Source organism: Pseudanabaena yagii GIHE-NHR1 (assembly GCF_012863495.1).
Classification (GTDB): Bacteria; Cyanobacteriota; Cyanobacteriia; order Pseudanabaenales; family Pseudanabaenaceae; genus Pseudanabaena; species Pseudanabaena yagii.
Map to the genome: position 1 here is coordinate 1,868,414 of NZ_JAAVJL010000001.1, position 10,839 is coordinate 1,879,252.

Here is a 10,839-nt window from a genome sequence, read left to right on the forward strand (position 1 = left end):
AAAACCCTGAAACAATTCTACAATTTTTCAGCAAATGTTGTTAACTCCCAGATGAAATGACCACAAAATTACAGCGTCAATGCGTTAAGGGACTTGCGGATAAAAAATGTCCCACCAAAGTTATCTAGCTTCGACTTCGCTCAGCTAACGTTGGCTGAGCGGAGTCGAAGCCACAGGTACTTTAATTAATAGCAAGTCCCTAATCTTGGTCAGAATGGTTGTGAAATCTCCACAATATTGAATTAGTGGGAACAGATTGAAAAATTACTTCCATTAGTTTTTTTGCGCCAAACTTTCCATAACCCCGACTACGGTTCAGATCAGCAACAATGCCTTGGAAGAGTATCGATATACCCAAACCAGTCCAGAGGATTTGTAGGTAACGCATGACTTCGCTATTGCCGCCTAGTTCTCCAGATAGACAAGCGATCGCGACAATAAGCAGTAACCACAGATATTTCTTTTGACTAGGATATTTGCCAATGAGCCACAGTGCAAATATGCTGTGGCAAGTGCCACTAATTATGCTATCAAGCCATAGATGAGGCGATATCAATAGACCGAGTGACTCAACACTAAATACTAATGCAGTGATTGCCGTTAAGGATTGCACTTTCTGTAAATGACGCTGTGTGAGAACATCTTGAATTTCTAATAATGCTCGCAATACATTAACTGACAATAGAGCTTTTCCTTCCGTATTAAGCAAAGAGAGAATTCTTGTTTTTAAGGCATATACATCAGGTTGTGGCTTTTCCCAAATCTCTTGGCTTTCCCTACCATCACTATATTGCAGTCGGACTTTCACTGGCAAAGGGTCAGCTACTGTACAGACGATCTCCTGTGGCGAAATGAGCTTACGCATTTCCTCATTTTGTAAGGCACGATAAATCGCATGACGATCACTTTCAGGATAAAGATCGGCTTTATTAAAAACCAACAAAATTGGCTTATAGAAGCTTTGGAGTTGTGCGATCGCTTCCTGCTCTAGCCGAGTCATATCTCCCGCAATCACAAACAAAATCAAGTCCGCACGCTTAGCTGCTTCAAGGGCAGTAGCTCCACCGATTTCTCCACCAACTTCATCTAGCCCTTGCGTATCAATAAGCTGTAATTCTAATTTATGATACTGCTCTCCATTTTCAGGATTGTCCATCGGGATCTTCCATTCATAAATGCTAGTTCCCTTAGTAACTCCATGGATTGCTCCTGTCTCTCCTAGCTTTTGCCCAAATAGAGCATTCAATAGGGAAGTTTTACCTTTGGATACCATTCCAAAAACCGCGATCGCGATCGTAAATTGGTCTAGCTTCTCTTGCAAAAAGGCTATTTCCTCAGTTTCTCGATTTGTTAGCTCTGATTGAAATAAGTCACGATATTTGACCAGCAGTTCATGGGCAAGGGATGTATAGATGAGCTTATTTATGTCAGTTTTCTGGGGAAACAATGCAATCAAGGTTAGAACAACACAAATATTATATAAAGAATCGATTTTTTGTGGTGAAGCGAAGCCAGATCTCAAAAATCAATTCTTTATTAATCTAATTCGCTACTTTTGGTTAAATTGAGCGATCGCTAATTCATAAATCTCGCTTAGTTTCTGTGCATGAATAGCAAGGGTAAACTCATTGTGAAATAGCTCATTTCCAGCGATACCAAGTACACGAGCCTTATCAAAATTAATAGCTAGCTCATTAATTGCCGTTGCTAACTGTTCAACTTGATTAGGAGCCACTAAAACACCAGTTTTGCCATCTTGAATATGCTCAGGAATGCCTCCGACATCGCTAGCAATCACAGCTCGAAACCTTACATAAGCTTCTAATGTGACTAAGCCCGCAGGTTCTGGCCAAACGCTCGGAAAAATAACCGCAAAACTATTCCTATACAAATCCTCTAATTTTTCGCCCTGACACCAGCCATGCCAAGTAATGCGATCGCAAATCTTTAAATCTTCAGCTAATTGAAACACTTTAGGCATCGCCCAACCATCGCCAGCAATGTCAAGCTGAATCTGTGGATCTATTAGAGGCATTGCTTTGAGCAGCCAATCTAAACCTTTATCTGGCACGATCCGACCAGCAAATAAAATCCTTTTTTGTTGGTGAACTTCTTCGGTAAGCTCCCTATGAATACTGGTTGGCTCGGCAATCCCACAGCGTAAGGTCACTACTTGAGATGCAGGCAAGCCATTGGCAATCAATTGCGATCGCACATATTCACTATTAGCGATCGTTAAGATTTCAAGTTTTTTCAAGGCGTTGAGTTCTGTAATTGCTCGTTGCCAATTTTTCAGTACTTGCGGTGGTCGCCGACTACCACAACCATCAACAAAATGTCCCCATGTGCATCCCCAACCATTTAATAAGCGATCGCAACTAGATTTTGTAACCGTAAAATATTTCGAGCCACTGGCACAGTAAACATCATGATTATGAGCTGTAAATACCGCAGGGCAATGATTTCTTAAGTGCAGTAATCCATTAGATTCGTGGATATGCAACAGTTGAAAATGACTTTGATCATAATCCAAAGGATTAGCGATGATCTCCTCCGCAAAGGTATCAGGCATCGCTGCATACAAGCCATTAATATAGGTTTTGATGCCCCCACCAGCGACAGCAGCACTAGCAGAACAATGATAAATTTTATTTTTGAAAATCATTTATACCCATCAAACCCATAAAAATTATTTTGGGATTATTTTTGCTTATTTTGCGCTTTCTGTTGTAACATAGATATTCGCAACGGGATGTAGCGCAGCTTGGTAGCGCGCCTGCTTTGGGAGCAGGATGCCGTAGGTTCGAATCCTATCATCCCGACTTAAATAAATAAAAAAGCGCCGCAAGGTGCTTTTTTATTTGGCTGCTAATACTTGCAAATCCTGCGATCGCGTAAATTGTTTACGCCATGCCGTAATGCCACCCGTTAGAGTCAAGGCTTGGTAGCCACTATGGCTAAGCTGGTGATTTGCCTTGATCGATCGCATTCCCGATGTGCAGTACAAAATAATTGTTGGTTTATCACGGTGAGTTCTTTCATAACTTTGCAAAATAGTTTTCACCTGTGAAATACCCAAACCTGACTCAATATCTGTAAGTGAGACAAGTTGACTATTGCCAATATGATCCTCTTGATATTCCTCAAATGATCGCACATCGATTAGCAGTACAGACTTGAACTTGCCACTAGCTAACTCCTGCACAGAAATTTGCGGCGTACTAAAGCTTTGCAAATAGACAGGTAAACTCATTTGATGTTGATAAGCAAGAATGCTCAGGGTTCCAGTCCCAGCTACCAAGAGAGCGCCAACTACCGCTAAAGGAAGCAAATATCTACGGTTAGCAAAAACTTGCTGGAATTTATGTGTTTTGATGTGGTCTATATTGGAATTCATTATTCCCTCGTAATATTTTAATTTAGAGGTGATATGGGGTGCGAAGCACCCCATATCACCTCTAAATTTTTTCCCTAATTTTGATATTGAAACGATTTCTAATACTTTGAAATGGATAGATTAAATGATTTAAGTAACTAGTCTTAATATTCAATTTATTGCCATACTTAGTTGGATTTTCACCCTGAGGCATATGCCAAGTGCCAAATATATAATCAATAATTGGCAACTGAACCGCAAAATTTTTATTAGATATTTTAGGATTGCGATCATGATGCCAATGATGAAACTCTGGTGTCGCAATAATCCACTTTACAACGGGAAACTGAATACGAATATTGGCATGAACAAAAAAGGCGATCGCACTAGAAAAAATTGCATAAATTGCTAAAGCTTCTGTCGAAAATCCTAGCCAATAAAGGGGAATCATTTGACAAGCTTTAGTAAATATCTGCTCGAAAGGATGCACTCGAACTGTCGCTAGCCAATCGATATTGGTTGAACTATGATGAATTATGTGAAATTGCCATAGCCAAGGCACAGTATGTAATAGGCGATGGGCAAAATAAAAACAAAGATCACCAATCAAGATAGAAACTACTACTTGCAAGCTAAGTGGTTGTTGAGATACAAACCTAGATAGCATCGGTATTGAACCTTGGCTAAGCAAGGCAAATACTATTAAAATCTGTATCGTTCCTTTGCCAATAAAATAGCCTGAGAAATAATAACAAAGATCAGTTAGCCAACCTTCACGAAATAGATTTTGCTGATGCAAAGCTAATACTTTCTCAAGTGGAATAAATACACAAATTAGAATCAATATCCCTTTTATGACATCAGGTATTTCTAGCATTTAGTCAAGATAAATTTTAATTATTGAGATTCTTTAGCAGCTAATTTTTCAACCGATTGATTAGCGTTAATATCTTGGGCGATCTCCTTTTTCCAATTAGGAGACCAGCCTTTAGGAAACTTGCAATTATTAAAGGTTGCACCGCACCAATCTACATCCTCTAACTTTGCCATTGTAAAATCACAATTCTGCAAAACTGCATTTACAAATCTTGATCTAGTTAAATTTGCGCCACAAAAAGAAGTCATCGCCGACCTCTTTACCTTAGCAAAATGGAGGTTAAAAGCTTTAGTTGCCAAAATAGCTGGAATAATCGTCAGAATTGCGAACAAGATTGCGTAATGAATTTCTTGGTAGTGTAACCAACTATAACCTGCGGAAATTGCTGAAGATACTCCCACTGCCATCCATACCATACCCACAGCGATCGAGCCTTTTGAGTAGCCCAGATAAATTCCAAATAGCGACATCCCTAATGCGCCTAGTACCATGAGAATTCCACTTATTCCAGCTAAAACACCGCTATGAAGTGAACTTGCTAAAGCCATCAAAAAAGCCAGTCCTAAAAAGAGCATTAAAGCCTTTCCTTTAGAAATAGTGGCTGCCGTCGCAAAAGCGGCAATCCAAATAAAAGGATCTGTCAGCCATGCATAGGGATTAGCCTCTGATACCCCACAACCCGCAAGGGTAAATTGGCTCAAAAACCATGATGCTATTCCCAGAGGAATTCCCAAGACAATATGTAAGGTGATTTGCCAGATCGCCGATTGAAATGTTTTCTCATCGCGCCCGATCACTGTTTCTGAAAAATCAGCACCCACCAGACTTGCACCGCGAAAATCACAACTTTTTAATCTAGAACCAGTAAAGTCAGCATAGTTACCACTGTCTACTCGAAATTCATCACGAAATGACTGATTTTGGAAATCCTGATAGCGATAATTGACATAACTATTCATTGGTAAACCTCAGATTTAGTTTAGTGAAAGCGTTCCTTCAGCACAGGTTGGCTTCCCGTTTTGCAATGATGGTTTGGACAACTTTTCTTGCAATCCTGTTCCTTGAGATTCACAAAGGATAGCGACAGTGGTAATCTCTCTTTTTTCAGAATTATTCTCAGGATTATTTTCTGGCGCAACCACAAATACCGCACCAACAAAACCTTTCACTTTGTCGTTTTTAGGAATTGCATATTGATAGGACACAAGTGGCAAACGCTGAATCTCATACTTAAAATTGCTCGTCTCTTCTTGTATACCGAGATCTAAAGCAGGAATAGACTTAGCAAAGGCTGATTTTTCTAGCCAAAAAGCCTGTTGCGCTCTATTCATACTACCCACATAGGTTTTGCCTTCATAATTACGGGCTTTGTTGCCACAACCAACAGACTGACCTAAAAAAGCAGGTAATACTATAGCAAGGATGCCAAAACCTAAGCCACCATAAACAATCCAACGTAAAAGAGATCTCTTAGTTTTTTTCGGCTTCTGGAGTGGTAATTCATCTTGAGGTAAATCAGCGATCGCCTCTTGTTCAGTTTCCAAGACTAATTGATTTTCCCGATCATCATCGTCAACTTGCAACAACAATTCAGGCTGTTCTTTTTTAGTTTGCTGAACCATTTCGATTACCTCTTGACCTAAAAGTTAACTAGCCAAACACACTTCGGGATTCCTGCGACAGGCTTAGGTTAATCTTGCCCTAGGGTTGAGTACAAAGGTGCGATCGCGATCGCGAACTTACGTGACGAGCTAAAACGGCGATCATTCAAATCAACAATTAAAAAAACATAACCAAAAACTGTGGCGCACGCGCAGCGTGCGCCACAGTTTTTGGGTTTTATATATTAGTTGCACCTAGCTATTTATATAAGTACAAATACTTAACTTAGAAACATCAGTATTTGTACTTGTCTTTGTGCTTTAAGTCATTTTTAAAACGACTTGATCTAGTCCTGCTATATTGTTAACTAATATATTAAATTACTGGTATTTACTCCCTTGGGAGGATATCAACACCTCCTTAACACTTTTTTAAGATTTATTGTCGGATGTATATACTTTGTAAACATACCTAGATCCCTTGTTCGGAGAGGGTTTGAGGTATGTGATCATTTTGTCAGAAGGCAAACGTAAAGATGTGTTAAGCTAATTTCAAATCCATATAAATACTCGTAGTTAAAGCAGGATTTAAGAATATGACCATTGCAATGGGCAGGTCGCAAGAAGTCGAAAGAGGATGGTTTGACCTCCTCGACGACTGGCTGAAACGCGACAGATTTGTATTTATTGGTTGGAGTGGCTTATTGCTATTCCCCACCGCATTTTTAGCTATTGGTGGCTGGTTTACAGGTATCACCTTCGTATCATCTTGGTACACCCACGGTTTAGCTTCTAGCTTCCTTGAAGGATGCAACATCTTGACCGTAGCTGTATCTTCTCCTGCATTGAGCGTTGGTCACTCCTTGCTATTCCTATGGGGACCTGAAGCACAGGGCGACTTTACTCGCTGGTGTCAGATTGGTGGTTTATGGACATTCCTCGCACTACATGGCGCATTTGCATTGATCGGCTTCATGCTCCGTCAATTTGAAATCGCTCGTCTAGTTGGTATCCGTCCTTATAATGCGATCGCCTTCTCTGGTCCTATCGCCGTATTCGTATCAGTATTCTTGATGTACCCCTTGGGTCAATCTGGCTGGTTCTTTGGTCCTACTTTCGGCGTAGCTGGCATTTTCCGCTTCATCTTGTTCCTACAAGGTTTCCACAACTGGACTCTGAACCCCTTCCACATGATGGGCGTAGCAGGTATCCTTGGTGGCGCATTACTTTGTGCTATTCACGGTGCAACCGTAGAAAACACCTTGTTTGAAGATGGCGATGGTAACAACGCAAACACCTTCAAAGCTTTCAACCCAACCCAAGAAGAAGAAACCTACTCCATGGTTACAGCTAACCGTTTCTGGAGCCAAATCTTCGGTATTGCTTTCTCCAACAAGCGTTGGTTGCACTTCTTCATGCTATTCGTACCCGTAGCTGGTCTATGGTTCAGCAGCGTTGGTATCGTTGGTCTAGCATTGAACCTTCGTGCTTATGACTTCGTATCTCAAGAAGTCCGCGCCGCAGAAGATCCTGAATTTGAAACCTTCTACACCAAGAACTTGCTCTTGAACGAAGGTATTCGTGCTTGGATGGCTCCTCAAGACCAACCAGCCGAAAAATTCATCTTCCCTGAAGAAGTACTACCTCGTGGTAACGCACTGTAATCTCCACATTTCAAAATATTTTGCATAGATTTTATAAATCCAATATGCAAAATATTTTGGTAACAACTTAGCTATCAGATATCAGCACAGTTGGACTAGTTTTTAGATTATGATGATTCTCATCAAACCTCTAGACGTTAGCAGCTAATAAGCTGATATCTGATAGCTTAAAAATTATTTGCACTTTAAACCTATAAAAAGTTTTCTGGAGATAACCTCTCGTGACGACGACCATTAACTTAAACTCGCTAGGAGTGGGTGGGCGTACACAAGATTCATCTGGCTTTGCTTGGTGGTCTGGTAACGCAAGACTCATTAACCTTTCTGGCAAACTGCTGGGCGCACACGTTGCCCATGCTGGTCTGATTGTATTCTGGGCTGGGGCAATGACTTTATTTGAAGTCGCTCACTTTGTACCCGAAAAGCCAATGTACGAACAGGGCTTGATTCTCCTTCCTCACCTTGCGACTCAAGGATGGGGTGTTGGCGCAGGCGGCGAAGTTGTAGACATTTTCCCCTACTTCGTAGTTGGTGTTTTACATTTGATTTCCTCTGCTATTCTTGGCTTTGGTGGTATCTATCATGCTTTGCGTGGTCCCGAAGTTTTAGAAAATTATTCTTCTTTCTTTGGTTACGACTGGAAAGACAAGAACCAAATGACCAACATCATTGGTTATCACTTGATCTTGTTGGGCTTTGGTGCTCTTCTACTCGTATTCAAGGCGATGTTCTTTGGTGGACTTTATGATACATGGGCACCTGGTGGTGGCGATGTGCGTGTGATCACCAACCCTACTCTTAACCCTGTTATCATCTTTGGCTATTTGTTAAATTCGCCCTTTGGCGGTGAAGGTAACATCGTTGGTGTTGACAACCTTGAAGATGTAGTTGGCGGACATATTTGGCTCGGCTTAATCTTGATCAGTGGCGGTATCTGGCATATTCTAACTAAGCCTTTTGGTTGGGCAAGACGTGCTCTCGTTTGGTCTGGTGAAGCATATCTCTCTTACAGTCTTGGTGCTTTGAGTTTGATGGCATTTATTGCTACTTGCTTTGTATGGTTCAACAACACCGTTTATCCTAGTGAGTTCTTTGGTCCTACTGGTGCTGAAGCTTCTCAATCTCAAGCATTTACTTACCTCGTTCGTGACCAAAAGCTGGGTGCAAACATTGCAACATCTCAAGGTCCTACAGGTCTTGGTAAATACCTCATGCGTTCTCCATCTGGCGAAATTATTTTCGGTGGTGAAACCATGCGTTTCTGGGACTTCCGTGGTCCTTGGTTAGAGCCTCTCCGTGGTCCTAGCGGTTTGGACATCGACAAACTAAAGAATGACGTTCAGCCTTGGCAAGTACGTCGCGCTGCTGAGTACATGACCCATGCTCCTTTGGGTTCTTTGAACTCAGTAGGTGGTGTTATCACTGAAATCAACGCGGTAAACTTTGTTTCTCCTCGTTCTTGGTTGGCAACTTCTCACTTTGTATTGTCCTTCATGTTCTTAGTTGGTCACCTATGGCACGCTGGTCGCGCACGCGCAGCAGTTGCTGGTTTTGAAAAGGGTATTGACCGCGAGACTGAAGCTGTACTTTCGATGCCTGCACTCGATAAATAGTTTCTAAAATTAAAAAGGTTTCGCAATGCGAAACCTTTTTAAATAAAAAAAGGGGCGCATTGCGCCCCTTTTATATTTTCTAGTTACTACCAGTAAATATGACATCAGGGAATTTACCTTGAGCTTCTGTCATGGGGCGATTTTTGCCCTCTTGCTGCCAGTAATTAATTACTTCGGTTGCCTTATTTAAAATCTCGATCCGATCTTGATCGGCAATCCAAGGCTTGCTTTCCATTTCTGATTTAAGTTGATCCCAAGCATCATCACGGGGCCAGAAGAAATACTTGGTGAGAGGGCTGAAACCTTTGCCTACGACTTGATCGACGGCAAGAGCTACGTTATTCTCTAACCATAAGATTTTTAGAATAAACTGGGACAATGCTACCTACCTCCAAGAAAAGTTAAATTACATATTAAAGTAGCGATCTTGCAATATAACATGATTGAAACCTCAAAAGTTGCCTCAGACTCAACAAACAGCAAAACTTTTGTATTTGATATTGATGGCGTGATTCGAGATGTGTCGGGTTCCTATCGTCGCGCCTTAGCTGACACGGTTGAATATTTTACAAATTCAGCATATCGCCCTAGCCCTGAAGAAATTGATGAATTAAAAGCTGAGGGGATCTGGAACAATGACTGGGAAGCATCTCAAGAGCTAATTAAAAGATATTTTCAGGGGCTAGGAAAGGTCACCAAGATCGATTATGACGACATTGTTGCGTTTTTTCAGAGTCGTTATCGGGGTAGTAATCCTGATTGGTCAGATGGATATATTGCGACAGAGCCTCTGATTGCGACAACAGAATATTTTCAGAGCTTGACAACAGCAGGCATTTGTTGGGGATTTTTTAGTGGGGCAACTAGGGCTTCGGCTAGTTATGTTTTGAAGCGGTTAAAAATTGTTGATCCTATTTTAGTGGCGATGGAGGATGCATCTGGCAAGCCTGACCCCACAGGACTTTTGCTGGCTGTAAAACAAATTGATAGTAAAAAAGACAACCCTACAGAGTTAATTGTCTATATCGGTGACACGGTTGCCGATATGATCACAGTGATCAAGGCAAGGAATCATAACCCAAGTTACCAGTATGTTGGCGTTGGGGTCATTCCGCCCCATGTAACTGAGAATTTGCGCGATCGCTATGCCGCATTGCTCAAAGAAAATGGTGCAGACATTGTTTTAAACAGTGTGTTGGAACTAACGCCACAGCTTAATCTATCGCAAAGTCCTAGCTGTTGAATTAGCGTTAACATAGATCTAGCTTTACAAGCTATCACTGTGTTAAGCATTTAAAAATCAATCTTTATGTCAGAGTCTAAGCAATATTATTTTGTTGCCGCTAGCCGTAAGTATTTGTGTGAAGACGAAGGGAAACCTTTGGGTGAGACACTAGCGGAACGTCGTCGCAATTTTGAAGCTCGCAATCTAGAAGTTAACTTTTGGTTGATCGAGCAGCCTGCTTTTTTGGAAGCTCCTGAGCTAGCAAGTGTCAAAAAGCAAATTCCTCAACCTGCGGCAGCAATTGTGACCACCGATCCCAACACGATGCGTTGGCTAAAGCTGAGACTTGAGTTTGTGGCAACGGGTGAATTCACTGCTCCTAGTGCCTCCATCCCCAATCCTTTAGCATCTTTGGCGATCGCCTAATAGCGACTAATAGAAAAGCCGCCCTAGGGCGGCTTTTCTATTGAGGATATGTGCTAA

11 protein-coding genes and 1 tRNA gene are annotated in these 10,839 nt (G+C 41.4%); 5 read left to right on the forward strand and 7 right to left on the reverse strand.

Annotated features, from left to right (window positions below; genetic code table 11):
• Positions 1-199: 199 nt before the first annotated feature.
• Positions 200-1,456, reverse strand: coding sequence for an Era-like GTP-binding protein (locus HC246_RS08695; protein ID WP_169363037.1), 1,257 nt, complete (start codon positions 1,454-1,456; stop codon positions 200-202).
• A gap of 93 nt (positions 1,457-1,549) precedes the next feature.
• A complete protein-coding gene (locus tag HC246_RS08700) occupies positions 1,550-2,665 on the reverse strand; it encodes a glycosyltransferase family 4 protein (protein ID WP_169363038.1) in 1,116 nt (371 codons plus the stop codon).
• An 83-nt stretch (positions 2,666-2,748) separates the two neighbouring features.
• Between HC246_RS08700 and HC246_RS08705 the strand changes: the two genes are divergently transcribed.
• Positions 2,749-2,822 (forward strand) — tRNA-Pro (locus tag HC246_RS08705).
• Positions 2,823-2,857: 35 nt separating this feature from the next.
• Here HC246_RS08705 and HC246_RS08710 read toward each other — a convergent pair.
• The 4 genes from HC246_RS08710 to HC246_RS08725 all read right to left on the reverse strand — a co-directional run bounded on the left by HC246_RS08710 (position 2,858) and on the right by HC246_RS08725 (position 5,875).
• Entirely contained in the window at positions 2,858-3,397 is a 540-nt protein-coding gene (locus HC246_RS08710; protein ID WP_169363039.1) for a rhodanese-like domain-containing protein, read from the reverse strand.
• A gap of 61 nt (positions 3,398-3,458) precedes the next feature.
• Complete coding sequence (locus HC246_RS08715; protein ID WP_169363040.1) at positions 3,459-4,253, reverse strand: sterol desaturase family protein; 795 nt, start codon at positions 4,251-4,253, stop codon at positions 3,459-3,461.
• Positions 4,254-4,273: 20 nt separating this feature from the next.
• Positions 4,274-5,212: a pentapeptide repeat-containing protein gene (locus HC246_RS08720; RefSeq protein WP_169363041.1), complete on the reverse strand. Its 939-nt coding sequence runs from the start codon at positions 5,210-5,212 to the stop codon at positions 4,274-4,276.
• A gap of 15 nt (positions 5,213-5,227) precedes the next feature.
• On the reverse strand, positions 5,228-5,875 hold the full coding sequence (locus HC246_RS08725; RefSeq protein WP_169363042.1) for a type IV pilin-like G/H family protein: 648 nt from the start codon (positions 5,873-5,875) through the stop codon (positions 5,228-5,230).
• Between the two features lie 575 nt (positions 5,876-6,450).
• Between HC246_RS08725 and psbD the strand changes: the two genes are divergently transcribed.
• Together psbD and psbC are read left to right on the forward strand one after the other, a co-directional pair.
• A complete protein-coding gene (gene psbD / locus HC246_RS08730) occupies positions 6,451-7,518 on the forward strand; it encodes a photosystem II D2 protein (photosystem q(a) protein) (RefSeq protein WP_169363043.1) in 1,068 nt (355 codons plus the stop codon).
• 221 nt (positions 7,519-7,739) lie between these two features.
• On the forward strand, positions 7,740-9,131 hold the full coding sequence (gene psbC, locus HC246_RS08735) for a photosystem II reaction center protein CP43 (protein ID WP_169363044.1): 1,392 nt from the start codon (positions 7,740-7,742) through the stop codon (positions 9,129-9,131).
• Between the two features lie 79 nt (positions 9,132-9,210).
• Here psbC and HC246_RS08740 read toward each other — a convergent pair whose 3' ends face one another.
• Positions 9,211-9,510: a 30S ribosomal protein PSRP-3 gene (locus tag HC246_RS08740; protein ID WP_009627931.1), complete on the reverse strand. Its 300-nt coding sequence runs from the start codon at positions 9,508-9,510 to the stop codon at positions 9,211-9,213.
• 60 nt (positions 9,511-9,570) lie between these two features.
• Between HC246_RS08740 and HC246_RS08745 the strand changes: the two genes are divergently transcribed.
• Both HC246_RS08745 and HC246_RS08750 read left to right on the forward strand, forming a co-directional pair.
• The gene (locus tag HC246_RS08745; protein ID WP_169363045.1) at positions 9,571-10,374 is read left to right on the forward strand and encodes a TIGR01548 family HAD-type hydrolase; all 804 of its coding nucleotides are present in this window, start codon (positions 9,571-9,573) and stop codon (positions 10,372-10,374) included.
• A gap of 66 nt (positions 10,375-10,440) precedes the next feature.
• The gene (locus tag HC246_RS08750; RefSeq protein WP_169363046.1) at positions 10,441-10,782 is read left to right on the forward strand and encodes an MgPME-cyclase complex family protein; all 342 of its coding nucleotides are present in this window, start codon (positions 10,441-10,443) and stop codon (positions 10,780-10,782) included.
• Positions 10,783-10,839 lie beyond the last annotated feature (57 nt).

What these genes read in the sequence shown, in the direction of transcription:
- HC246_RS08700 (WP_169363038.1), bottom strand. Translation starts at nt 2,665, where the DNA reads ATGATTTTCAAAAATAAAATTTATCATTGTTCTGCTAGTGCTGCTGTC.
- HC246_RS08710 (WP_169363039.1), bottom strand. Translation starts at nt 3,397, where the DNA reads ATGAATTCCAATATAGACCACATCAAAACACATAAATTCCAGCAAGTT.
- HC246_RS08715 (WP_169363040.1), bottom strand. Translation starts at nt 4,253, where the DNA reads ATGCTAGAAATACCTGATGTCATAAAAGGGATATTGATTCTAATTTGT.
- HC246_RS08720 (WP_169363041.1), bottom strand. Translation starts at nt 5,212, where the DNA reads ATGAATAGTTATGTCAATTATCGCTATCAGGATTTCCAAAATCAGTCA.
- HC246_RS08725 (WP_169363042.1), bottom strand. Translation starts at nt 5,875, where the DNA reads ATGGTTCAGCAAACTAAAAAAGAACAGCCTGAATTGTTGTTGCAAGTT.
- psbD (WP_169363043.1), top strand. Translation starts at nt 6,451, where the DNA reads ATGACCATTGCAATGGGCAGGTCGCAAGAAGTCGAAAGAGGATGGTTT.
- HC246_RS08745 (WP_169363045.1), top strand. Translation starts at nt 9,571, where the DNA reads ATGATTGAAACCTCAAAAGTTGCCTCAGACTCAACAAACAGCAAAACT.
- HC246_RS08750 (WP_169363046.1), top strand. Translation starts at nt 10,441, where the DNA reads ATGTCAGAGTCTAAGCAATATTATTTTGTTGCCGCTAGCCGTAAGTAT.